The sequence below is a fragment of the Paucilactobacillus salsurae genome (assembly GCF_054784995.1).
Genome location: NZ_BAAHWX010000004.1, coordinates 169,339 through 194,287, shown reverse-complemented (window position 1 = coordinate 194,287; position 24,949 = coordinate 169,339). Strand labels below are relative to the sequence as shown.

Sequence of the window (24,949 nt, the reverse complement as noted above, 5' to 3'; positions counted from 1 at the left end):
CAGTTTTAGCTGGCTAGGAAAATATCGGCGCCTCTGGCGCAATTGTGAGCGAAAGCTGAACACCAGTAAGATGATGATTAGCTTAGCCTTCCTGCGAATACTCTTGAAAAGATTCTAAACACGTTCTTAGCGATAATGAAATTGAGAGTGATACCGAAAATAATAAAGATGTCGAAGAGACCGAAAATTTAAAAACTACTTTTATTGAAGGTAATAAAAAAGTTGTTTATTCAACACAATATGAACGAAATCCTAAGTTGAGACGACAGGCATTAAAGCTACATGGGTATAAATGCCTTGTATGTGGATTTGATTTTAAAAAAGTATACGGAGAAATAGGTTCCAACTTTATAGAAGTTCATCACGTGAAGCCAATATCAAAATATTCGGCAGAACACACTGTTAATCCAGAGACGGATTTGGTGCCTGTTTGTGCTAATTGCCATAGAATGATACACCGTAGAAAAAATGATATTCTTTCCATTTCAGAACTAAAAAATCTAATCAAACAACAAGAATAGGAAATGCTGTCCTGTTAAAAACTTAATTAGTTGCTTAGTTATGTAGTAACTGTTAACACGTGTTTTAATAATTGTTTATTTGAGAGTTTTTCAAACAGACTATTGAACTAAATTATATTGAATTTGGAGGATTTTGTAATGGGATTATTTATAACATTATTACTGTTGTTATTAAGCCTTTATTTAACATATAGAGCTTTTGGACCGTCATTTGGAAAAAAGCATAAGCCACACTTTACGGGTGCAAAGATGTGGTTTGCCATGATTGGAGGAACTTTCTTAAGTTTCATATTTTTTATTTTGGTACTTGGTTCCTTGGGAGATACATTTGATAAATCTTCTACCAGTGATCACACGTCCTCAACCAAGAGAAATATAAGAAATACTGATAAAGGAAAGATGTATGCAACTCAAGTAACGAATGTTTCTGAAAATAAAGATCATTATTGGGTTATTGAGGGAACAACAAAAGCACCTAACAAATCTAAAGTAATGGTGACCGCCACAAAAAAAAGCAATTTTAATTATGGTTCACAAGAAGGTGAATCTACTGCAGAGGCCTCATTTGCAAAGGTTAAAAATGGCAAATTTAGAGTAACTGCAGATCCCGTTAATATAAATAATGCTAGTACCGGTAAAGTTGGTCAAAAAACCCCAGTAGCAGTATTTGCAACAACAGCTGTTAAAGGAGACTGGACAGACAGTAACTTACCAAAGAAATGGAAGAATGAGCATTTTAAACCTATTGATCTAACTATGAGTCAAGCACAGGCGGATTATATGAATGACGATGATTCAGATAGTTCAGACAATAAAACAAAAGATAGTTCATCGACGACGGAAACATCACCAGGAAAATACTCAACAACGAAGTCTGTAAAGAATCATCTTAAGACAGAAGGAATGGATAACGTCAAATCTGTTTCACTTCAAGAAAATGTACTAACTATTTCAACGACTGGACTTTCATTCAATGGTAATTTCATTGGTGCAGGTTCAATTACAACTTTGGTTCACATACTTCAATATGCGAAATCATCTGATTTAGCAAAGAATGGGATAGCACTGGCTCAGAAGGGATCATATATAGACTCAAAAGGTAATAAATTTAAAGAGATGGATTTTGTGATTTATTACAGCAAGGATGATCTAGATAGTATCAACTTCAGTAATTACAACAACATAGTTTCATCTGATAAAAATGTATTTCTTGATAATGCAACTGGTTATTATATTAATGGTAACTTTGTAAAGGGTAAGAAGTATCAATTTAAAGATTCTGAAGCTTCTAAGGATAATGAGCTGACTTCAACGATTTATCAGGATTTAGATGAGTAACTAAAAATGCTAACAGAATTTCAATCAATTTTTGATCAGGTAAATATTTTATGCTGATTAAAGTATACAGAAAGTGTGCAAAGAAATAACCGAAATACAACAATTTTTGCCAAATTCAAAAAAATACAGAATGCAATAAACATTGTTATTAAAGCATTCTGTATTTTTTTGTTCTCAACAGCTACAAAATGCGCCCCCCGGGAGTCGAACCCGGATTTCAAGAACCGGAATCTTACGTGCGATCCATTACACTAAGGGCGCATAACAATAAAATATAATAGCCGATTTTTTGCAAAAAAACAAGAGGGCCGCTAAAAATTGATAGCATAATAATGGTACCGTTTTCAATAAAATAGTATTTCACATATTTATAAAAAAGTTGGCCATTTTGTTAGACTAAATGACTTTTTTTCGCTATTATATGTAGACGTAGTGGGCGTGCTTGCGTTTACGTTCTGGAATCTTTATTTACAGTTTCTGTATAAAAATTTTGAAATGTGATAGAATGAACAAGTGCGTTTTGAAAATTAATTTTATTTTCCTAAAGGAGGAAATTGCAGTATGACTGTCAAAATTGGTATTAACGGTTTCGGTCGTATCGGACGTTTGGCTTTCCGTCGTATCCACGAATTAGGCGCAAGTTCAAATGATATCCAAGTGGTCGCAATCAATGACTTAACAACACCTTCAATGTTAGCTTACTTATTAAAGTATGACTCAACACATGGTGCATTCCCTGGAGAAGTTAGCGCTACTGAAAAAGGTATTGTTGTTGATGGTAAAGAATACCCAGTTTACGCAGAACGCGAAGCACAAAATATTCCTTGGGTTAAAAACGATGGTGTTGATTTTGTTCTTGAATGTACAGGTTTCTATACATCGAAGGAAAAATCACAAGCACATCTTGACGCTGGCGCAAAACGTGTCTTGATCTCAGCACCTGCTGGTGACATTAAGACAGTTGTTCCTGGTGTTAACTTGGACATCTTAGATGGTAGTGACACAATTGTTTCTGCTGGTTCATGTACAACCAACTGTCTTGCACCAATGGCTTATTTCTTAAATGAAAACTTTGGTATCAAGGCTGGTACAATGACAACAGTTCACGCCTTTACTTCAACACAAATGATCCTTGATGGACCTCGTGGAAGCAAGATGCGTAGTAACCGTACAGCAAGTGTTAATACAATTCCTCATTCAACTGGTGCAGCCAAGGCTATTGGTCTTGTTATCCCAGAATTGAATGGTAAATTACAAGGACACGCACAACGTGTTGCTGTTGTTGATGGTTCATTGACTGAATTAGTAACTGTTCTTGATAAGAAGGTTACTGTTGATGACATTAACGCTGCTATGAAGAAGGCTGCTGACGGTAATGAAGCTTATGGTTACACTGAAGACGAAATCGTTTCAAGTGATATCATTGGCAACACACACGGTTCAGTCTTTGATCCTTCACAAACAGAAGTTACAACAGCAGGCGATACTCAATTAGTTAAGACAGTTGCTTGGTATGACAATGAATATGGTTTTACTAGCAACATGATCCGTACATTATTGAAGTTTGCCACACTATAATTTAAATTAATATTGAAATGGCTTCATCAAAGGTGGGGGGAGGATGACTCCTCTCATTTTTTGTTTAGAAGATTCCAGGAGGATAATCATGACAAAGTTGACGGTTGAAGATTTACAATTACAAGACAAAAAAGTGTTAATGCGCGTTGATTTTAATGTGCCAATTAAAGATGGTGTCATCGGTAATGACAACCGTATCGTTGCCGCATTACCAACCATTAAATATGTGATCGAACACGGTGGAAAGGCCATTTTACTTTCACATCTTGGCAGGATTAAAAAAGAAGAAGACAAGCTAGGTTTATCAATGCGTCCAGTTGCTGAACGCTTATCAAACTTGCTTAACAAACCAGTAACGTTTGTCCCTACAACTGAAGGACCACAACTAGAAGAAGCAATCAACAAGATGGCTGACGGCGATGTCTTAGTGATGGAAAATACGCGTTATGAAGATGTCAAAGATGGGGAATATGTTAAGCGTGAATCAGGTAATGATCCTGAATTAGGCAAGTACTGGGCCTCACTTGGTGACGTGTTCATTAATGATGCATTCGGCACTGCCCACCGAGCTCATGCGTCAAACGTCGGTATTGCATCCAATATGGATCAGGCCGCAGCTGGCTTTTTAATGGAAAAAGAAATTAAGTTTATCGGCGGCACAGTTGACGATCCTGCTCATCCATTCGTTGCTATTCTTGGTGGTGCCAAGGTATCAGACAAGATCGGTGTAATTGATAACTTACTCAGTAAAGCTGATAAAGTTATTATCGGTGGTGGAATGACTTATACTTTTTATGCTGCTAAGGGCATCAAGATTGGTAATTCATTAGTCGAAGAAGATAAGATTGATCTGGCGAAGGAAATTATGGCCAAAGCAGGTGACAAGCTCGTCTTACCTGTTGACTCAGTGGTTGCTAAGGAATTTAACAACGATTCTGAAAGCCAAATTGTCGAAAACGATATTCCAGATGGTTACATGGCCTTAGATATCGGACCTAAGTCCGTTGAATTATTCAAGAATGTTCTGAAAGATGCTAAAACAGTGGTTTGGAATGGACCAATGGGTGTCTTCGAAATGAGTAACTTCGCTAAGGGAACACTTGAAATTGGTGAATTCTTAGGCACATTAACTGATGCAACAACCATTGTTGGTGGTGGTGATTCAACTGCCGCCGTTCAACAGTTGGGTGTCGCAGATCGTTTGACACATATTTCAACTGGTGGTGGCGCATCACTTGAATACTTAGAAGGTAAAACATTACCTGGTATTGCTGCCATTTCTGATAAATAATAATGAACTAGCTAAAATTGTTTAAATTTTAGCTAGTTTTTTTTGTACAATTGGCTTTCAGTTTCATCTTTAGGTAGAATGTGAAATGTAAATTGATTTTTTCAAGGAGGCTATATTTATGAGAGTGCCCTTTATCGTGGGAAACTGGAAGATGAATAAAGTGGTTGGTGAAGCTGTTGATTTTATTCACCAAGTCAGCGCTGATCTACCAGATCCTAAAAAAGTAGAAACGGGCATTGCTGCACCGTCATTATTTTTACAATCAATGGTCGAGGCGGCAAAGGATACACCGTTACAAATTATTGGTGAAAACTGCTTTTATGAAGACTTTGGTGCATATACTGGCGAAGATAGTCCAGCCGCATTAAAAGATCTGGGCGTTGGTCACGTGATTTTAGGGCATTCAGAAAGACGGCTTTATTTTCACGAATCAGATGAATTAATCAATAAAAAAGTTCATAGTGCACTTGAAAATGGTTTGGATCCAATTATTTGCTGTGATGAAACCATGGGTCGTAAAGCTACTGGTGAAAAAATTCATTGGGTAGTTAGCCAGATTATTGCTGATTTAAGAGGCCTAGATGAAACGCAAATGGCCCATGTTAGTGTGGCTTATGAACCAAGTTGGGCAATTGGCACGGGTCAAAGTGCCAGCTCAGAACAAGCTGAAGAAGGCTGCTATTTAATTCGTCAAACAATTGCCGATGTTTATAGTGACGAATTAGCTAATAATATTCGTGTCTTATACGGTGGTAGTGTGAAACCTGATAATATTGATGAAATTATGGCTAAAGATAATATTGATGGGGTCCTCGTTGGGAATGCGAGTCTTGATCCAGAGTCATTTATTAAACTAGCAAACTATGGTAAATAACTTGTATTTATTTGCACAAAATAATACAATTGAACAAGAATTGTGATCTAAATACTTACACAAAGAGGAGAGAATCAACCAATGTCACTTATTACAGATATTTACGCACGCGAAGTCTTAGATTCACGTGGAAACCCAACCGTTGAAGTTGAATTATATACCGAAGCAGGAGCCGCAGGCCGTGGAATCGTGCCTTCTGGTGCCTCAACTGGTGAACATGAAGCCGTTGAATTACGTGATGGTGATAAAAACCGTTACGAAGGTAAAGGTGTTTTAAAGGCCGTTGCTAATGTTAACGACATTATTGCTAAAGAAATCGTTGGCTTTGAAGTTACAGATCAAGTTGCGATTGATAAGGCAATGATCAAATTAGACGGTACGCCTAACAAAGGCAAATTGGGTGCTAACGCTATTTTGGCTGTTTCAATTGCTGCTGCCCGTGCAGCTGCTGATGAATTAGAACAACCACTCTACAATTATCTTGGTGGATTTAACGCACACGTGTTACCAACACCAATGATGAACGTGATTAATGGTGGTGCTCACTCAGATAACAAAGTTGATTTCCAAGAATTTATGATCATGCCTGTTGGCGCAAGCTCAATTAAAGAAGCCATTCGTATGGGTTCAGAAACTTTCCATACTTTGAAGAAGCTTTTAGCAGCCGATGGTAAAGCAACTTCTGTTGGTGACGAAGGTGGGTTTGCTCCTGACTTTGCTAACAACGAAGAACCATTACAATACCTTGTGAATGCCATTGAAAAAGCTGGCTACAAGCCAGGTAAAGACATTGCGATTGCAATTGACGTGGCTGCTTCAGAGCTTTGGAATGATGAAGATAAGAAGTACAAGCTTCGTTGGTCAACTGGCGAAGAATTTGATACACCAGCATTCGTTAAGTATCTTGAAGGCATTATTGACAAGTACCCAATCATTTCTGTTGAAGACCCAATTGATGAAAACAACTGGGACGACTGGGCATCAATTACAAGTGAACTTGGTAAGAAAGTTCAACTTGTTGGGGATGACTTCTTCGTAACGAACACTGATTACCTTGCCAAAGGAATCAAGATGGGTGCTGCCAACTCAATCTTAATCAAAGTTAACCAAATTGGTACTTTGACTGAAACTGTTGAAGCCATCGAAATGGCTAAAGAAGCTGGTTACACAGCCATTGTTTCTCACCGTTCAGGTGAAACAGAAGATACAACAATTGCTGACTTAGTTGTGGCAACAAATGCAGGTCAAATCAAAACAGGTTCAATGAGCCGAACAGACCGTATCGCTAAGTACAACCAATTGATGAGAATCGAAGATCAATTAACTGACACAGTAGCCCAATATAAGGGTATCCACTCATTCTACAATCTCAGCGAACAAGCTCGCGAAGATATTGTCAACAAGTAAGAGTAGAGAGAAATTAGGTTAATTTCTGAAAATTAATGTAAACAAAAAGGTGGTCACAGAACTTGTGACTGCTTTTTTATTTGGATTAACCGGAGGAAGTTGGTTTTCGCAACCAATGTAGTCATAAAATTGAAAAGTCATTGCAAAATGCTTTTTCTATGACATAAATTTAAATTTTCAACCTTCTTCTTGTGCTAAACTGAAACTAACATAACTAACGGAGTATTAAGATGAAGATTAAATTAGATAATTCAAAATGGACCCAAGTCGTGCGTGGCCTTATCATCGGGTTATTTACCGGTATTGTCGTCAGCACTTTCCGCTTATTAATTCAATATGGGTTGGTGGTCGTGCAAAAATGTTACCAATGGCTGCACACTGCACCACAATATTTACCCGAGTGGATTTTAGGTAGTTTGTTGCTGGCCTATGGGTTAGGAAAATTAATCACCCATAATCCAGACATCAAAGGTTCTGGAATTCCACAAGTCGAAGGACAGCTAGGCGGTTCGTATCATGCAAAATGGTGGCCTGTTCTATGGCAAAAATTTATTGGTGGTGTTTTGTCAATTGGCTCTGGCCTGTTTCTAGGTAGAGAAGGACCTTCAATTCAATTAGGTGCCGCTGTAGGCCAAGGTTTTTCAAGTTTTAAGCGTGACGACATCGTCCATACGCGAGTCTCGATTGCGACGGGAGCTGCGGCAGGATTGTCGGCCGCATTTAATGCGCCAATTGCGAGCACGATGTTTATTTTGGAAGAAGTCTACCATAATTTTTCGCCTCTAATTTGGCTATCAGCATTAGTCAGTGCAATGATGTCTAATTTTGTATCACTAACTTTTTTTGGTTTAACGCCAGTTTTACACATTGCTTATACGCAAACGTTACCGCTGCAACAATACGGCTATCTCATTTTGTTAGGCATTGTGCTTGGGTTGTTAGGTCGCCTATACCAAATCACGTTGTTAAATTTGCCAAAAATGTACGGTGTTCTTCATCGAGTTCCGCAATCACTCTATCCAATGGTGCCTTTTTTACTAGTCATCCCGATTGGTTGGTATTTCCCACAGATTCTGGGTGGTGGAAATGGCATTATCGTGACGCTTTCTGGTATTCGTTTATCTGTAACCATGTTAGCTGGTCTTTTGCTACTGCGTTTTGTTTTTTCCATGATTAGTTATGGTTCAGGATTGCCTGGGGGTATTTTTCTCCCAATCCTAACAATCGGGGCCGTGATTGGTGGCCTGTTTGCCCAAAGTTTGGTGGTCTTACATTTATTAGCACCTCAATTTGTGGCTAATTTTATTATTTACGCTATGGCAGGTTATTTTGCGGGTATTGGTAAAGCACCCTTTACAGCTATCTTACTGATTACTGAGATGGTTGGCTCGTTAGGCCACTTAATGCCATTGGCACTTGTGTCGATTGTGGCATATTTGGTTGTAGACCAGCTTAATGGTGCTCCTATTTATGAAGCTCTGTTAAACAAAATGATTCAACGGCAACCAGTTATTACTCATGACAAACTAGATGTTTTGTCCGTTTCTATTTTTGCCGATTCCGAATTAGATGGCATCCAGATTAGAGATTATAGTTGGCCCAAAAATATGTTAGTTTATGCCATTGAACGAGGGGATAAGCAACTATTGCCGCATGGTGATACAATTTTGCAGGCAGGCGATACGTTGATGATTTCACTGCCACAAGAACGTGCTAAACAAATTATGAAACAGATTAGGCAAGCGGCTTCAGCAAATAATTCAGTTACAAAAGACTAGTATCAAATATTATGATATGATACAATGTACTAGATTTGTAACGGGTAATATCGTAGGAGGACGTTTCCTTGTATAATTTATTATTAACATTATTTTTAATAGTGTGTGTTATTCTGATTGCGTGCGTCATGATGCAACCAGCAAAAGACAATAACGATGCAATGTCAGCATTAACTGGTGGTGCAGGAGATTTATTTTCACGTCGTAAGGCACGTGGATTTGAAGCCGTGATGCAAATTGCAACCACCATTTTTGGTGCGATATTCTTCATCCTAGCACTCGCGTTAGTCTATTTATCATCACATTAAATTAACTATTAACCTCCTGTTAGTGACAGGAGGCTTTTTAATATCGATTAGAAAGTAAGTGATTAAAATGTTGAGAAAGCCAACCCCATTTTTCTTTGAGCACGGCCCAAACGCAGTCATTTTATTGCACGCGTTTGCTAGTAATAGTAACGATATGCGCTTATTAGCGCGTTTCTTAGAAAAATTAGATTACACCGTCTATGCGCCCATTTTTACTGGTCATGCAACTGCCGAACCTAAGGATATCTTGCTGGAAGGATCACCAGAAAAATGGTGGCAAGATACGCAAGACGCCATTGAACATGTCTTAGCGCATGGCTATCAGAAAATCACAATTTTTGGATTGTCGCTCGGTGGTATTTTTGCCACCAAAGCTTTAGAAAATGATCAACGACTGTTAGGCGGTGGCGTCTTTAGTTCGCCAATCATTAGTATTGGCAAAACAAACGTGCCAACCGAATTTCCCAAGATGGCAGCTGCAGTTTATGATCAGCAACAAGTGGCACCGGCCCAAAAAGAGATGGATTTAGATTGGCTAAAACAACATATTAATGACCACTTAAAAGATATTAATCAATATACGACGGAAGTAGCTCAACAATTAGGGCAAATTAAAACACCATTTTTTATTGGCCAAGGTGGGGCAGATGAAATGATTAGTTCTGATTCAGGTGAGCGGTTAAAGCAAACCTTGGAACAAAATGGTCAAGTCGTGGATTACCATTTTTACGAAGGTGCTTCACACGTAATTACCGTTAATAAAGCACATCGACAATTAGAAGAAGATGTTGCCAACTATTTAGAAAATATTTTTAACTGAGGGAAAAAATGACAGAAATTAACAATGTAAAAGAACAAATTGCTAAACACCTGCAAGGAAACGCTGAAATTAGCTATTCTGCAGAAAAATTGGCAACGCAACTCAATATGAATGATGCCAATGAATTTAAATTAATCATTCAAGCACTGGCACAATTGGAGCGGGAACACGAAGTGCAAGTGACCGATCGCGGTGAATTCCAATCAATTCCAAAGAAACCAATTTTAACTGGCATTTTTCATGGTAATGATAAAGGATTTGGTTTTGTTGCCTACGATCCAGACGAACCAGATATTTACATCAATCCTGATCACACCATGCATGCATTGAATGGTGACGAGGTTGAAGTCGATATTTTGCGGCCAAGTAAGCCGGGTTCCGATCGTGGTCCAGAAGGACAAGTGACTTCAATTATCACGCATCACTATGCCCAAGTGGTTGGTGAATTTAAACTCACCAATGAATCTGGTTATATTGGTGAAGTGGTCATTAAAGATAAGAAAATCTCTAGTTATCAATTTTTGGTGACTGACCAAGGTTTGAAACCATCAGAAGGTGAAGTGATCACCGCTGATGTTACCCAGTATCCAACTGATGAACATCCTAAAATGATGAGTGGTGTGGCTAAAGAAGTCGTTGGGGATGTGAATGAACCTGGTGTTGATATTTTGTCAACCATTTATGCGCACGATGTTCCTCATGAGTTTTCTGACGAAGCGATGCAACAAGCGAATGCAGTTGAAGAGAGTGTTAGTGATAATGAGAAAAAAGGCCGTGTTGACGTTACAGACCAGCCATTAGTTACCATTGACAGTATTGAATCTAAAGACTTGGATGATGCCGTCGTCGCTTGGAAATTACCGAATGGTAACTTTCATCTTGGTGTTCACATTGCGGATGTCAGTCACTATGTACCAGAAAATACACCACTTGATGCTGAAGCATATAAGCGCGGGACGTCTGTGTACTTAACTGATCGAGTGGTCCCAATGTTGCCTCGTCGTCTTTCTAATGGGATTTGTTCTCTGAATCCCGGTGTGGAACGGTTATCGATGAGTTGTGAGATGGAAATTGACGAAAACGGTCAAGTTGTTAGTCATAAAATTTTTCCTAGTGTGATGAAGTCACATGCCCGTATGACTTATAAGGGTGTGAATGCCATCTTAGAAGCGCACGACGAAAAAACACGGGCCAAGTATCATGAATTAGTGCCAATGTTTGAGGATATGGCTGAGCTGCACAAGGTGTTATTAAAGAGCCGGAAACGTCGTGGCGCCATTGATTTCGAAGCGCCAGAAGCAAAAATTATCGTGGATGAAAATGGTCATCCTACAGATATTCAATTACGTGATCGTGGTTTGTCAGAACGCATGATTGAATCATTTATGCTGGCTGCCAATGAAACAGTTGCTGAACATTTTGAAAAATTACATGTTCCATTCTTATATCGTGTCCATGAAACGCCAGATGGTGAACGTATCAAAACATTCTTTGAATTTATGAATGTCATTGGCCATCCGGTACATGGGGATGCCAATAATTTGAAGCCAAAGATGCTACAAAATGTTTTAAAAGAAGTTGCTGGAACCCCTGAAGAACAAATGGTGCAAACCATGATGTTACGGAGCATGAAACAAGCGAAGTATTCCGAAGATCCACTGGGACACTTTGGCCTAGGTGCCAAATACTACACGCACTTTACTTCACCAATTCGACGTTATCCGGATACAACTGTTCACCGCATGATTAAATGGTATGCAGCTCAAGGAACAAGCGAACAAGCTAAAGAAAAATACGAAGATAAACTCCCCGAAATTGCAGAACACACATCTGTTGCTGAACGTCGTGGTATTGATACTGAACGTGACGTCGATAGCATGAAAAAAGCAGAATACATGGAAGATCATGTGGGTGAAACGTTTGATGCTGTGGTCAGTTCAGTCATGAAGTTTGGCTTGTTTGTGGCCCTACCGAATACGGTTGAAGGCCTTATTCATATTAGTGTCATGCAAGACGACTATTATGAATATCTAGAAAAACACATGGCGTTAGTCGGTCGTAAGTATCATCGGATCTTTACGATTGGGCAACCAATCAAGGTTAAATTATTACGAGTTGACAAAGATCAACGTGAAGTTGATTTCGAATTAGTTGATCCTAAATCGGCGCCAACGACTAAGTTGCGAGTACCACGTCCAGAAAATAAACGCTTTAACAATCGTCGTAACAATAATCATCAAAATAGTAATGGCAATGGCCACAATAATCACCATCGTGAAGCGGGTCACACCAATAACCGACAAATTAATCGTGGTCAAAGCAGAAGACACGAAGGATCAAGACCTAGTCATCGTTCCAATAACAATCACTAATCAAAATCGAGGTGAATCCAATGGCTCACCAACATCAAACAGCCAAAAATAATAATTTGATGGCACAAAATAAAAAAGCACGACACGATTATTCAATTTCCGATACGTATGAAGCTGGTATTGTGCTCACGGGCACTGAGATTAAAGCAATTCGTGATCGACGTGTTAATTTACGAGATGGATTTGCTCAAATTAGAAATAACGAAGCGTGGTTGATGAATGTTCATATCAGCCCGTACGATTTTGGCAATCAATTTAATCAAGATCCCTTACGGAATCGAAAATTATTGCTACACAAAAAAGAAATCAAAAAATTAAGTGGTGACTTGAGTTCCAAGGGAACGACATTAGTACCATTAAAAATGTATATCAAAAACGGGTACGCCAAGGTCTTATTAGGAGTAGCTCAAGGAAAGCACGAATACGATAAGCGTGAATCACTTAAGAGACGTGAACAGGATCGTCAGATTGAAAGGGTTATGAAACGCTATTAGAGTGCGGAGAGCAACGGGTTGCTTCTGAGGATTAACGTAAATAAAAGGGAGGTCACAGACTTGTGACCTCCCTTTTATTTGGGTTAACCGGAAGAAGCAGTTGCTCGGAGCACGTTTCAGCAACAAAAAAAAGAACCATCACCAAAATAAGTTCAGCAATGATTTATAATAACGAAAACAAGTCACTTCTTAAAATTAACAAAAAACGATCGTTGCGCATCCAACGGGAACTCCCGCTGTCCAATGCGTTTAGGATGACGTTCTTTTTTACGTGACCAATGATCAAGAACGCTGGCAATCACAATACTAACGGGCTCGTCTTCTTCATGTTCAACAATCAATTCATGATAGTCGCCACCTGAATATTTCACTGGTGCTAGTGAAAAAATTAAAGTGGTACCATGGAAAACCTTGTAGCGATTACTGATAATGTTACCCACAATGATCCAATTTAACCCGCGAATATAAATCATTTCACGAACAAAACCTAATGATTTACCAACGGTTCCAACTTGTTGTTGATTTTCATAAATCGAAAATTTGGGTAATAATCCAAAACTTAATTGCTTAACTTCAGCTAGCACCTGACCTTGTAGGTCATAAAGAGATAAGACATCTTGACGTAATCCCCATTTACCAACCAGTAAATAAATTGAATTACCGTGCTCATCTTGAACGACACTTGCACCACGTAAATCAGCTGAGTGTTGGTGGATGTACAGTTTTCTCACTGAACTCCCTCCTTCATTACGCTTAAATTTAGAACCATCTTATCATGTTTTAAAACCGATGGCGATATTGTGAATTGTGAAATCGAAAAATTATCAGATGTTAAATGTTAATTTATCAGGGAATATGCTAAAATTAATGCAGAGGTGCTTTGTTTATGAAACCATTTATTCACAATGATTGGTGGGACGTGTTAGAACCGCAGTTTAATCAAGCCTATTATGCACAATTGCATGATTTTTTGAAAGATGAATATTCACATCAAGTGATTTATCCTGAAATGCATCATATTTTTCAAGCATTTGAATGGACACCATTTTCAGAAGTGAAAGTGGTCATCTTAGGCCAGGATCCTTATCACGGTCCTCATCAAGCACATGGATGTAGTTTTTCTGTGTTACCTGGAGTTAAGATTCCACCATCGCTACAAAATATTTATAAAGAATTACAAAGTGATGTTGGCTTTACCCCTGTTAATCACGGCTACTTGAAAAAATGGGCTGATCAGGGAATTTTGTTATTAAACTCTGTCTTGACGGTACGTGATGGACAAGCTTTCTCACATAAAGGCAAGGGCTGGGAACAATTAACCGATGCTGCGATTAGTGCATTATCGGCACGTTCGAAGCCAGTTGTTTTTATCTTGTGGGGAAGAGCTGCACAAAACAAGATTTCGTTAATTAATACGGAAACGAATGTGGTACTGCAGTCCGTTCATCCAAGTCCGCTATCTGCTAATCGCGGATTCTTTGGTTCAAAACCATTTTCAAAAACAAACAAAGCACTTGTGGCAATGGGAGAGGCACCAATTGATTGGCAACTACCACAGCATGTGGAAGTTGATGAATTGCATCAACGAGCGAATTAATCAAATTAATTGGAGGCATTAGGCATGGATTTATTTTCAGAATTATCAGCAAAGATTAAAGGGCAAAACAAAACGATTGTTTTCCCAGAAGGAGAAGACAAACGTGTTTTAGGTGCAGCAATTCGTCTACAAAAAGATGGTTTACTCACACCTGTTTTACTCGGGACACAAGCAGAAATTGAAATGACAGCTAGCGAAAACGGTTTTGACTTAACTGGCGTCCAAATTATCGATCCTGCTACCTATCCAGAAGCTGATAAAAAAGAAATGTTGGACTCATTAGTTGAACGTCGTAAGGGTAAAAACACACCAGAACAAGCTGCTGAAATGCTAAAAGATGTTAGTTATTTTGGCACGATGCTGGTTTACTTGAAGAAAGTTGACGGCATGGTTTCTGGTGCGGTTCACGCCACTGGTGATACCGTTCGTCCAGCATTACAAATTATTAAAACTAAGCCAGGTAGTAAGCGAATTAGCGGTGCATTCATCATGCAAAAAGGTGATCAACGTTACGTCTTTGCAGATTGTGCCATTAATATTGAATTAGATGCACCTGGAATGGCTGAAGTGGCCGTTCAAAGCGCACAAACAGCTGAATTATTTGGTATTGATCCTAAAGTGGCACTACTTAGTTTTTCAACTAAGGGTTCTGCTAAAGGTGACATGGTTACCAAAGTGCAAGAAGCAACTGATCTTGCCCATGAATTAGATCCAAAGCTTGCTGTTGACGGTGAATTACAATTTGATGCTGCCTTTGTTGAATCAGTTGGGGCACAAAAAGCTCCAGGCTCAACAGTTGCAGGCCATGCAAATGTCTTTATCTTCCCTGAATTACAATCAGGAAATATTGGTTACAAGATTGCGCAACGATTTGGTGGTTTTGAAGCCATTGGCCCAATCTTACAAGGACTAAACGCTCCAATTTCTGATTTATCACGTGGAAGTAATGAAGAAGATGTTTACAAAGTTTCAATTATTACTGCTGCACAAGCACTATAGTTAAAAAGATGAAGTTGACGGACACTATCGAAGAATACGGTGTTCGTCTTTTATTTAAGGTGATTGACGATGAAAATTAAATTGAATAGTGCAGAAGAAACCATGCATCAGGGTGAAAAATTAGCCCAGTATTTGCAACCCGGCGACCTGATTTTACTGGATGGTGATTTAGGTGCTGGTAAAACAACTTTTACCAAAGGCTTAGCGCGCGGCTTGGATATTCCTGATACAATTAAAAGTCCAACGTTTACCATTATTCGCGAATACATGACTGGCAGACTGCCGTTGTACCACATGGATGTTTACCGGTTGGAAAATGGTGGCGGAGCTGACATGGGCTTAGAAGAATATTTTGATGGTGACGGTGTTAGCATTGTCGAATGGGCCCAGTTTATTGTGGACGAACTACCGAGTCAATTTTTGACTATTCGATTTGAACGTACGGATGATGAGATGCAACGAACGATTGAAATTAAACCAGTCGGGAAGCACTATGAGCAACTTGTCGCTCGGTGGCAAAATGAGTGAACAAGTTGAAATTGTGATGGCGCAACCTGCTGATGCTGCCAAAATTTTGGAATTATTACGAACTGTCCAGACACAATCGGATTTTGTCACAATTACCGCCCAGTTTGAACGACTGTCTGTCGCAAGTGAGGCTCATAGCATCGAACAAATCAACCAAACCGATGACAACCTGATGATGTTAGCGAAATTAGGTGATCAACTCATTGGCCTAGTGACAGTCTCAAGGATCCCTGATACGAACGCTGGTGAAATTGGGATTGCGGTCGATAAACCATTTTGGGGTATGAAAATTGGAACTGCGTTGTTAGACGAGGCAATCTATTGGTTTGAAACGTTTAGTGCTTTACATCAGTTGCAGCTCAGTGTGGTGGCTGATAACGAGCGCGCAATTGGCCTCTATCAAAAAATGGCATTTACAAAAACATCCGAACAGGTCATAACTCATGATGGTCAATCACAAACCATTATTGAAATGGTACGTTCAGTCAGCAACTAAAAAAGTATTTCACTGGTGTGAAATACTTTTTAATTTGCAATTTTAACAAATGGTTTAAGTGGTTGATTGCCAAATTTATGAGCTTGATACAGTAAAATATTGGCACAAGCTTGACTATCGTCTAAGGCATTATGATGATGGTGCAGATCAATATGTAATTGATCGCAGACTGTATCTAACTTGTGATTGGGAAAATCAGGGAAAAACTTACGACTGGTGCGGACAGTGTCCAATGTTAAATAGGTCGGTTGGTGCAGATCGTAGTAATCTAATGTACTTTTTAAAACACCATTATCAAATGGTGCGTTATGTGCAATTACCAATTTTTGCCGTTCAAAAAAGGCACTCACATGTTGCCACACCTCTGGAAATGTGGGCGCATCAATCACATCTTCTAAATCAATACCATGAATCCTAGTATTGCGCCAACTAAATTCAGTCGGTGGATTAATTAACGAGTAAAATTCATCGACAATTTGATCATTACGTACGATTGTTAAAGCTAGCGAGCAAGCACTATATCGTTTGGCACTTGCAGTTTCAAAATCCATTGCCACAAAATTCAATTTTCTCACCTTACTTTATTTTTCTGTAGTGTAAAGAATAACGCTGGTTTATTCAACTTTTTTGATTTAATTAAAAGTAACATCTAATTCAACAGGACAGTGATCAGAACCAAACACATCGTTTAAAATGGCGGCGTTGGTTAAATGATCCGTTAAATCATTTGAGGTGACAAAGTAATCAATTCGCCACCCAGCGTTGCGGTCGCGTGAGTGAAAACGATATGACCACCAAGAATAGCTATCGGGTTGGTCCGGATAGAAATGGCGGAAGGTATCTGTAAAGCCAGCATCCAGTAGTTTAGTAAAGTCATTCCGCTCTTCATCAGTAAACCCAGCTGCATGATGGTTTGAAGTAGGATTCTTTAAATCAATCGGTTGGTGAGCCACATTTAAATCACCACACCAAATGACACTTTTATTTTGCGCAAGAGTGCTCAAATAAGCTTGCATGGCCACGTTGAATTCTTGGCGATAGTCAAGACGTTTTAAAGCTTGACCAGAGTTAGGCACGTAACTATTGACTAAATAAAATGATGGATATTCCAAAGTAATGACGCGACCTTCATCGTCAAATTTAGGGTCACCAATGCCATAAGTGACGTTATCAGGGTCATGCTTTGTAAAAATAGCGGTTCCAGAGTAACCTTTTCTTTCAGCATAGTTCCAGTATTGGTGATAACCGGGTAATTCGAGTTCAATTTGACCAGCTTGTAGTTTGGATTCTTGAATACTAAAAAAGTCGGCATCTAATTCATTAAATGTGTCAACGAATCCATGTTTAACGGCTGCCCGTAGACCATTCACGTTCCATGAGATAAATTTCATAATGTGACTCCCTTGTTTATATTACGTCTATTTTAGTCATTAAATAATGGTGAAGTAAAGCCCTGTATTTCATTTCTAACGTCAATTCATGGTACAATAATATCACTAATACTGTTAGAGGAATCAATCATGAAAAATGACATTAGGACCACTTTTCCAGAAATTAAAATATTACAAGATGCACCGTTGGCTGATTACACAAATACCGATACGGGTGGACCAGCTGATTATTTAGCATTTCCTAAAGATATTGAGCAAACAAAGCAATTGGTTGCTTATGCACATGAACAAAAGCTACCCATCACTGTGTTAGGCAATGCTAGTAACCTGATTGTGAGTGATTCAGGAATTGCCGGATTGGTCATCATATTAACTTTAATGAATCAAATTACGGTCACCCAAACAACGATTACTGCTCAGGCCGGCGCAGCGATTATTGACGCTTCAAACGCCGCTTATCAGGCTGGGTTAACTGGCTTAGAGTTTGCCTGTGGCATTCCTGGGAGCGTCGGTGGTGCCGTCTTTATGAACGCTGGTGCGTATGGTGGTGAAACAAAAGATGTCTTTGATTCCGCCACTGTGATTACAAAAGAGGGTCAATTAACGACAATTGACGCTGAACAAATGGAATTTGGTTATCGTCATAGTAGCCTGCAAGAAAATGGAGCAATCGTTTTAGAAGCCCAGTTTAAGTTGAAAACGGGCGTCAAGGCTTCAATCGGTGTTCAAATGACTGATTTAAATCAACGGCGTGCTGCTAAACAACCATTGGAATGGCCGTCGTGTGGTAGTGTCTTTAAACGACCGATAGGTTATTTTGCTGGTAAATTAATTCATGATTCTGGCTTGCAAGGTTACACATCGGGCGGTGCTCAAGTATCAACAAAACACGCCGGCTTTATTATTAACGTCGGTGGTGCGACTGCGTCTGATTACGTTGATGTCATTCATCACGTGCAAGAAACCGTGCAACAAAAATTTGGTGTGGCCTTACAAACTGAAGTCCGCATTATTGGTCGTGAAATGTAACTAAAGGTGATGAGTGGAAAACCACTCATTTTTTTGTCAAAGGAGGAATAAGCCCAGTGCCAATTTTAGAGGCTGTTATTGCGTTAGTCGTGCTCGTGTTATTTTCCAATGTCTTAAGCCACTATTTGGCTAAAATACCAGTTAGTTTGATTCAAATTGTGCTGGGGCTATTAGTGGCACTGTTATTTAAAGTTAAAATTCCACTCGAAACAGACTGGTTTCTACTATTGTTTATCGCACCGTTATTGTTTAATGATGGTCGTAAATTTCCCAAACAGGAACTTTGGAAGCTTAAAGGACCGATTTTTGGAAATGCCATCTTACTCGTGTTTGTCACGACCATTGTGGGCGGCTTTTTAATCTATTCATTTGTACCACGGATGCCATTACTGGTGGCTTTTGCGTTGGCGGCTATTTTATCGCCAACTGATCCAGTGGCGGTGCAATCTATTGCCAAGCAAGCCAACTTAGATGATGACATTTTGCATCTAGTGAGCGGCGAAAGTTTAATCAACGATGCTTCTGGCTTGATTGGGTTCAAGTACGCGGTTGCTGTGGTCACAACTGGTTATTTTTCACTCAGTCAAGCGACCGGTGACTTTTTATATACGGCGTTAGTGGGCCTCATTGCTGGTCTTGTCATCATGCTCATCATTCAGTTTTTGAATGACGCGTTACATAATCAACATATTTACGATGTGGTCTTCAATGTCATATTCAAATTGATGACACCATTTATTGTGTACTTAATGACTGAAGAATTATTCCACGCTTCAGGTGTAATTGCAGTCGTTGCCGCAGGTATTCTGGCCAATACGCGAGATAACAAAGTTGTGGATGAACAACCAGAGATTCATTTAGTTACCGAAAAAACTTGGGATATCGTCATTTATCTGCTAAATGGAATTGTGTTTGTCATTTTAGGAATCGAATTGCCGATTGCCATGCGTGATACGATCAAGAGTTCTGAAATTAACACTTGGGTGGCGGTGCTCGCAGTGGTTGTCGTCTGGCTGGTAATTTTATTCCTACGAATTGGTTGGATTTATACCTACGAATTGTATCAACATTTTATTGCGAAACGTGGGCGGGCCAACCTAAGCCTCAAATCAGCCTTCCTGGCTGGCCTTTCTGGTGTGCGTGGCGCAATTACAATGGCCGGGGTTTTGTCAGTGCCAATGACAATTGCGAGTGGTGCGCCATTCCCAGAGCGCTCATTGATGCTCTTTATTGCGGCGGGTGTCATTATTTTAAGTATGGTTGTGGCCACGGTGACCTTACCGCTGGTATCACAAGCAAACTTTTCTTTACTAACGCGTGGTAGTCAACCCGATCAAGTTGATGAGTTAACGGAAGCAACTACGAAGACGTTGAACAGCAACTACATGGACGAAAAAAGCGCCCGGTATTTCTTAATGCAGTTGGCAATTCAAACCATTGAAGAAAATCGACGTGAAGATAATCAAATGGCGGCGTACGATTTGATTTTAAATTATCAGGTGTTGATGAGACGACTACAGTTGAATTATCAATCTGATGAAGAATTACAAGAGATGCTGCGTGAGGAAATGAAGTTACGACGAGTGGCATTTGAAGGCGAACGTCAAGCCTTGCAAAAAATGGTGGCTAAAAAAATTGTGACTGATGATGAGTACTATCAAGCACTCAGAAGAATTAATCAAATGGAAACGCGTTTGAGTAAGGAATTTAATTCATCGACTAACTGGTGGACCGCTAAAAGAATCCGTCAGGGATTACGTAACTTTTTCCATGCCTTGAAGTGGTGGCTCAGTAGTAAAGATGAAAACGTCGCTAAAAAGAAATTGATTGATAAAGAAACCGCTAAAGCAGCAATTAACGCATTATCGCGCTATGCCGCTAGTGCCAAAGAGCAACAAATTCCCGTCAATCGTCAATCGATTTATCATTTGATTGTGATGTATCGCAATCGCATTGAAAAAGTTAAGTTTCCTCATTCAAAAAATGCACAACGGTATGAAGAACAACTTGAACGTTTACGTATTGCGGCTTTGACGGCACAAAGAAATGGGATTATTCAGTTACTTGAGAATAAAAAAATAGCGCCAGAAACGGCGCAAGAATTACAATCGTATGTGAATTACTCTGAAAACGTGGTCATGATGGCAACTGATCCTGATTAGCAGTCAGTGACATGAGCCAATACAAAACAAGCTGGATCACAGTTAAAAATAACGTGAATAACCACATATTTGTGGTCCACATATGGCTGATTTGTCCAATGATCCAGGTGGGGGTTAATAACACGTAGAGCGAGTGGATTCGTAAGAAACGACCCATATAAATACCAATGCTTGATAAGATCGTCAAAACTACCACCAGTAGTGGCTGGCTGAGATGTAGGTGTGGTAACCAAGAGTTTGTCACTTGCTGACAAACTTTTTTTAGTTGAATGGTCCCAATGATTGCACAGCTTAAAGCACTAATGATTAAGTATGTATAATTGAGCCAAATGACCGGCGTAGATTTGATTAAGCCAGTTGAAAGACTATGTGGATTTAATAAGGATAAATGAAATAAATCAGTTAAAACGTACGGTGCGTTGGGATAAAAAAGTAACCAGATCAAGAAAAGGAGCACAAAACTCAGTGATTTTTTGTGTTTCATTTTGAGGAGATGAAAGGATAATTCAATGGGTACGTAGCCTAGTAATGTATTTAGGGCCAAAAAACTAAAGGTACCGTGGACAAAAATTAATAAAAATAAGATATATGCCCAAAAGAAAATTCTGATTTTCCATTGTGTTGTCATTAAATTACCCCTTTCCTTAGATAGTTATAGTATTCAAGATTATCAAAGAATAGACTGCGGATGTCAATTTATCCCTTAATTTAGACTTTTATTAATATTTTAACGGTTTTTTTATGGTCCATGATATAATATACAAGGAATTAATCTGGAGGTAATGCTATGGCCGTAAATTGGGGTGCAATCCTCACATGGCAAAATGTGATCAGACTAATCGATATTTTAGTCGTTTGGTTTTTAATTTATGAACTGATGGTACTACTACGTGGTACTAAAGCGGTTCAACTGTTTCGTGGAATTGTGGTTATTATCATTGTTAAACTAATCAGTTGGTACGTTGGTCTAGGAACTGTGTCCTGGATTATGGATCAAATTATTAACTGGGGTGTTATTGCAATGGTCGTGATTTTTCAGCCAGAAATTCGCCGTGGCCTCGAACATATTGGTCGTGGAACTGTTTTTACGCGAAATAAGCGGGAAAACGAAGATGAAGAAGCACTGATTACGCAGTTAGATCAGGCACTGCAATACATGTCGAAAAGACGAATTGGTGCTTTGATTACCATTCAAATGGAAACTGGGCTTGAAGAATATATTGAAACTGGAATTCCAATGGATGCGGATGTTACGGGTGCGTTATTAATTAATACATTTATTCCAAATACACCATTGCATGATGGTGCTGTGATTATTAAAAACAACAAAATCGCAGTGGCCGCTGCCTATCTACCATTATCGGAAAGTAACTTGATTCCAAAGGAATTGGGAACTAGGCATCGTGCGGCGGTTGGAATCAGCGAAGTCACAGATGCACTGACCATCGTTATTTCTGAAGAGACCGGTGAAATCTCCATTACGCAAAACAATGAGCTGTTGCGGGGAATGTCGCAAGATGATTACTTGAAATATTTGCGTGATCAACTTTATTCTCATGAACCTGCCAGCAAGCCAACAATTCCAGAAATGATTGAAAATCTCTTTACAAAGGAGGGGTCCAATCATGAAAAATAAAACAACAAATTTCTTTTCAAATCGCTGGTTTTATCGCTTGACGGCTCTCGTCTTTGCAATCTTACTATTTGTATATGTGAATGGTGGTAAGTTAGGGGATGTTCGTAAAGCTAATGACAATGGAACAAATTCATCATTAACTTCAACGAAAACAAAAACAATTACGATGCCACTTGAGTTAACAGTTAACAGTGATAAATACGTGGTCACGGGTTATCCTGAAACAGTCAAAGTGACATTAACCGGTCCTGCGGCATTAGTGACCACTACGTCTAATACGCAGAATTTTAAAGTTTATGTCGATCTCAATCACTACAGTATTGGAAAACATAAAGTGTCAATCAAGCAAACCGGTTTGAACAAAGATTTAAATTATAAAATCAAACCAGACAAGATTAGTGTTAATATTGAAAATCGTAAGACGGTGACAATGCCGGTCGATGTTGTTTTGAATCAAAAGAAGGTTGCAGACGGTTATAAGATTGGCAAACCAACTTCTTCAATTCAAAACGTTAAGGTGACAGGCTCTGTCAGTGAAGTTAATAAGGTTGATCGAGTGGTTGCATCAATTAGCATTACAAATAATGCGAAAAAAGATGTTAACCGCCATGTGACATTGCAAGCAATCGATAAGGATGGCAATACAGTGAGTGTCGTTGTCACGCCACAAACAACCAACGTTGTGGTACCAATTACAAGTACTGATTCAAATTCAACTGATTCAAGCAGTGCGAATAAAACGTCAACCAAGACAGAATCAACTTCGAGTTCTTCTGAAAGTAATTCGAGTGAATCAAGAGACGATGAGAATGCATCATCATAGACGATGTTGCTTAATTGATTAATTAACAGAAATGAGGACAAACATGGATTTAAAATATTTTGGTACGGATGGTGTGCGTGGGGTAGCTAATTCAGATTTAAGCCCCGAACTGGCCTTTAAATTAGGACGTGCCGGTGGCTATGTTTTGACACAGCACTCTAAAAGAAAACAACCCCAAGTACTAGTATCTCGCGATACGCGAATTTCCGGTCAAATGTTAGAAGAAGCTTTGGTTGCCGGATTACTATCAGTCGGCATTGAAGTGCTCCGACTAGGCATCGTCACAACGCCAGGAGTGGCCTATTTGGTTCGTGCCCAAGAAGCGGATGCAGGTGTGATGCTGACGGCTTCACATAATCCAATTCAATACAATGGGATTAAATTTTTTGGCGGCGATGGCTTTAAACTTTCTGATGAATTAGAAGGCGAAATCGAAAAAATCCTCGATGCACCAACAGATGATTTACCACGACCTTCCGATGAAGGATTAGGAAATGTATCAGATTATCGCGAAGGTGCCTTAAAATATACGCAATTTCTTGAACAAACCGTTTCTGGTGATCTCAGCGGCCTAAAAGTTGCTGTTGACGCTGCTAACGGTGCCACAAGTGGCTTTGTGTCTAATATTTTCGCTGATATGAACGTTGATTTTTCAACTATCGGCACAGCACCAAATGGTTTAAACACCAACGTGGCCACTGGTTCGACCCATCCAGAGGCACTCCAAAAATTTGTGGTTGAACAACATGCGCAAATGGGCGTTGCCTTTGATGGTGATGGAGATCGTTGTATTGCGATTGACGAAAATGGAAACATTGTTGATGGCGATAAGATCATGTTTATTTGTGGTAAATACATGAATGAACGTGGCCGTCTCAAAAAAGACACCGTGGTCACAACTGTGATGAGTAATCTAGGTATGTACAAGGCATTAGAAGCAGCAGGCATGACAAGCGTTAAGACGAAAGTCGGCGATCGTTATGTTGTTGAGGAAATGCTCGAAAATGGGTACAACCTAGGTGGCGAGCAATCAGGTCACATCGTCTTTTTAGACTTTAATACAACCGGCGACGGGATGTTAACGGCCTTACAATTGATGTCAGTAGTTGCTCAAACAGGCAAACCATTATCTGAATTGGCTAATGAAGTAACTGAATATCCACAAGAATTGGTCAACATCAAAGTAACCGACAAACAAGCTGCCTTAAAAAATCCAGCGCTCTTAGAGGTCATCAAAGAAGTTGAACAAGAAATGCACGGTGATGGTCGCGTGCTTGTTCGGCCAAGTGGAACCGAACCGCTAGTTCGAATTATGGCGGAAGCACCCACAAAAGAAATGGTGCACCAATACGTTCAAAAAATTGCTAAAGTTGCCGAAGCTGAACTTAAATAACTCAAAAAAGATTGTTTTGAGAAGTCATTTTTCAAGCAATCTTTTCTTTTGTCGTCATTTTGAAATCAAAGACGAAAAAAATCTTAAAAAAGATATACCAATCGGTGCAAATAA

Annotated in this window: 24 protein-coding genes, 1 tRNA gene and 1 pseudogene; 21 read left to right on the top strand and 5 right to left on the bottom strand. The window is 39.3% G+C overall.

Annotation, left to right across the window (positions count from 1 at the left end; genetic code table 11):
• The 3 genes and pseudogenes from ACYVQZ_RS05915 to ACYVQZ_RS05905 form a co-directional block, all read left to right on the top strand.
• A pseudogene (locus ACYVQZ_RS05915) lies at positions 1-118 on the top strand (IS5/IS1182 family transposase); the annotation flags it as partial.
• A gap of 139 nt (positions 119-257) precedes the next feature.
• Positions 258-521, top strand: coding sequence for an HNH endonuclease (locus ACYVQZ_RS05910; protein WP_461240479.1), 264 nt, complete (start codon positions 258-260; stop codon positions 519-521).
• Positions 522-659: 138 nt separating this feature from the next.
• Positions 660-1,859 carry a hypothetical protein gene (locus tag ACYVQZ_RS05905; protein WP_461240478.1) on the top strand — a complete coding sequence of 400 codons (1,200 nt, stop codon included), beginning with the start codon at positions 660-662 and terminating at the stop codon, positions 1,857-1,859.
• Positions 1,860-2,048: 189 nt separating this feature from the next.
• Here ACYVQZ_RS05905 and ACYVQZ_RS05900 read toward each other — a convergent pair.
• Positions 2,049-2,120, bottom strand: a tRNA-Arg gene (locus ACYVQZ_RS05900).
• A gap of 300 nt (positions 2,121-2,420) precedes the next feature.
• On the opposite strand from ACYVQZ_RS05900, the gene gap reads away from it, so the two are divergent.
• The 9 genes from gap to smpB all read left to right on the top strand — a co-directional run bounded on the left by gap (position 2,421) and on the right by smpB (position 12,781).
• Positions 2,421-3,437, top strand: a complete 1,017-nt coding sequence (gap, locus tag ACYVQZ_RS05895) for a type I glyceraldehyde-3-phosphate dehydrogenase (protein WP_461240477.1) — start codon at positions 2,421-2,423, stop codon at positions 3,435-3,437.
• A gap of 88 nt (positions 3,438-3,525) precedes the next feature.
• Positions 3,526-4,728 (top strand): phosphoglycerate kinase, encoded by a 1,203-nt coding sequence (locus ACYVQZ_RS05890; protein WP_461240476.1) that lies wholly within the window; start codon positions 3,526-3,528, stop codon positions 4,726-4,728.
• Positions 4,729-4,846: 118 nt separating this feature from the next.
• A complete protein-coding gene (gene tpiA, locus ACYVQZ_RS05885; protein WP_461240475.1) occupies positions 4,847-5,602 on the top strand; it encodes a triose-phosphate isomerase in 756 nt (251 codons plus the stop codon).
• 81 nt (positions 5,603-5,683) lie between these two features.
• Entirely contained in the window at positions 5,684-7,009 is a 1,326-nt protein-coding gene (gene eno, locus ACYVQZ_RS05880) for a phosphopyruvate hydratase (RefSeq protein WP_461240474.1), read from the top strand.
• Positions 7,010-7,239: 230 nt separating this feature from the next.
• Positions 7,240-8,787 carry a ClC family H(+)/Cl(-) exchange transporter gene (locus ACYVQZ_RS05875; RefSeq protein ID WP_461240473.1) on the top strand — a complete coding sequence of 516 codons (1,548 nt, stop codon included), beginning with the start codon at positions 7,240-7,242 and terminating at the stop codon, positions 8,785-8,787.
• A gap of 68 nt (positions 8,788-8,855) precedes the next feature.
• Positions 8,856-9,095 carry a preprotein translocase subunit SecG gene (gene secG / locus ACYVQZ_RS05870; RefSeq protein ID WP_461240472.1) on the top strand — a complete coding sequence of 80 codons (240 nt, stop codon included), beginning with the start codon at positions 8,856-8,858 and terminating at the stop codon, positions 9,093-9,095.
• Between the two features lie 67 nt (positions 9,096-9,162).
• Complete coding sequence (locus tag ACYVQZ_RS05865) at positions 9,163-9,915, top strand: alpha/beta hydrolase (RefSeq protein ID WP_461240471.1); 753 nt, start codon at positions 9,163-9,165, stop codon at positions 9,913-9,915.
• Positions 9,916-9,923: 8 nt separating this feature from the next.
• Positions 9,924-12,287, top strand: a complete 2,364-nt coding sequence (gene rnr / locus ACYVQZ_RS05860) for a ribonuclease R (RefSeq protein WP_461240470.1) — start codon at positions 9,924-9,926, stop codon at positions 12,285-12,287.
• A 20-nt stretch (positions 12,288-12,307) separates the two neighbouring features.
• Positions 12,308-12,781 (top strand): SsrA-binding protein SmpB, encoded by a 474-nt coding sequence (gene smpB, locus ACYVQZ_RS05855; RefSeq protein ID WP_461240469.1) that lies wholly within the window; start codon positions 12,308-12,310, stop codon positions 12,779-12,781.
• A gap of 182 nt (positions 12,782-12,963) precedes the next feature.
• Here smpB and ACYVQZ_RS05850 read toward each other — a convergent pair whose 3' ends face one another.
• Positions 12,964-13,512 (bottom strand): LURP-one-related/scramblase family protein, encoded by a 549-nt coding sequence (locus ACYVQZ_RS05850; RefSeq protein WP_461240468.1) that lies wholly within the window; start codon positions 13,510-13,512, stop codon positions 12,964-12,966.
• Between the two features lie 155 nt (positions 13,513-13,667).
• Here ACYVQZ_RS05850 and ACYVQZ_RS05845 point away from each other — a divergent pair, with 155 nt between their 5' ends.
• The 4 genes from ACYVQZ_RS05845 (at position 13,668) to ACYVQZ_RS05830 (ending at position 16,401) form a co-directional block, all read left to right on the top strand.
• Positions 13,668-14,378 (top strand): uracil-DNA glycosylase, encoded by a 711-nt coding sequence (locus tag ACYVQZ_RS05845; RefSeq protein WP_461240467.1) that lies wholly within the window; start codon positions 13,668-13,670, stop codon positions 14,376-14,378.
• A gap of 24 nt (positions 14,379-14,402) precedes the next feature.
• Positions 14,403-15,377, top strand: a complete 975-nt coding sequence (gene pta / locus ACYVQZ_RS05840; RefSeq protein WP_461240466.1) for a phosphate acetyltransferase — start codon at positions 14,403-14,405, stop codon at positions 15,375-15,377.
• A 69-nt stretch (positions 15,378-15,446) separates the two neighbouring features.
• On the top strand, positions 15,447-15,905 hold the full coding sequence (gene tsaE / locus ACYVQZ_RS05835; protein WP_461240465.1) for a tRNA (adenosine(37)-N6)-threonylcarbamoyltransferase complex ATPase subunit type 1 TsaE: 459 nt from the start codon (positions 15,447-15,449) through the stop codon (positions 15,903-15,905).
• Positions 15,871-16,401 carry a GNAT family N-acetyltransferase gene (locus ACYVQZ_RS05830; protein ID WP_461240464.1) on the top strand — a complete coding sequence of 177 codons (531 nt, stop codon included), beginning with the start codon at positions 15,871-15,873 and terminating at the stop codon, positions 16,399-16,401. Before tsaE ends, ACYVQZ_RS05830 begins: the two co-directional genes overlap by 35 nt.
• A 29-nt stretch (positions 16,402-16,430) precedes the next feature.
• Here ACYVQZ_RS05830 and ACYVQZ_RS05825 read toward each other — a convergent pair whose 3' ends face one another.
• Entirely contained in the window at positions 16,431-16,967 is a 537-nt protein-coding gene (locus ACYVQZ_RS05825; RefSeq protein WP_461240463.1) for a 3'-5' exonuclease, read from the bottom strand.
• Positions 16,968-17,033: 66 nt separating this feature from the next.
• Positions 17,034-17,792, bottom strand: coding sequence for an exodeoxyribonuclease III (locus tag ACYVQZ_RS05820; RefSeq protein ID WP_461240462.1), 759 nt, complete (start codon positions 17,790-17,792; stop codon positions 17,034-17,036).
• 129 nt (positions 17,793-17,921) lie between these two features.
• Here ACYVQZ_RS05820 and murB point away from each other — a divergent pair, with 129 nt between their 5' ends.
• Complete coding sequence (gene murB, locus ACYVQZ_RS05815; protein ID WP_461240461.1) at positions 17,922-18,821, top strand: UDP-N-acetylmuramate dehydrogenase; 900 nt, start codon at positions 17,922-17,924, stop codon at positions 18,819-18,821.
• A 56-nt stretch (positions 18,822-18,877) separates the two neighbouring features.
• Complete coding sequence (locus ACYVQZ_RS05810; protein ID WP_461240460.1) at positions 18,878-20,983, top strand: Na+/H+ antiporter; 2,106 nt, start codon at positions 18,878-18,880, stop codon at positions 20,981-20,983.
• Here the strand turns inward: ACYVQZ_RS05810 and ACYVQZ_RS05805 are convergent.
• Positions 20,958-21,611, bottom strand: a complete 654-nt coding sequence (locus tag ACYVQZ_RS05805; RefSeq protein ID WP_461240459.1) for a DUF1361 domain-containing protein — start codon at positions 21,609-21,611, stop codon at positions 20,958-20,960. The two genes, ACYVQZ_RS05810 and ACYVQZ_RS05805, sit on opposite strands and share 26 nt — an antisense overlap.
• Before the next feature lie 159 nt (positions 21,612-21,770).
• On the opposite strand from ACYVQZ_RS05805, the gene cdaA reads away from it, so the two are divergent.
• The 3 genes from cdaA to glmM are packed head-to-tail and all read left to right on the top strand — an operon-like array spanning position 21,771 to position 24,835.
• Complete coding sequence (gene cdaA, locus ACYVQZ_RS05800; RefSeq protein ID WP_461240458.1) at positions 21,771-22,619, top strand: diadenylate cyclase CdaA; 849 nt, start codon at positions 21,771-21,773, stop codon at positions 22,617-22,619.
• A complete protein-coding gene (locus ACYVQZ_RS05795) occupies positions 22,609-23,442 on the top strand; it encodes a CdaR family protein (protein ID WP_461240457.1) in 834 nt (277 codons plus the stop codon). Before cdaA ends, ACYVQZ_RS05795 begins: the two co-directional genes overlap by 11 nt.
• A 43-nt stretch (positions 23,443-23,485) precedes the next feature.
• Positions 23,486-24,835 (top strand): phosphoglucosamine mutase, encoded by a 1,350-nt coding sequence (gene glmM / locus ACYVQZ_RS05790; protein WP_461240456.1) that lies wholly within the window; start codon positions 23,486-23,488, stop codon positions 24,833-24,835.
• Positions 24,836-24,949: the final 114 nt, after the last annotated feature.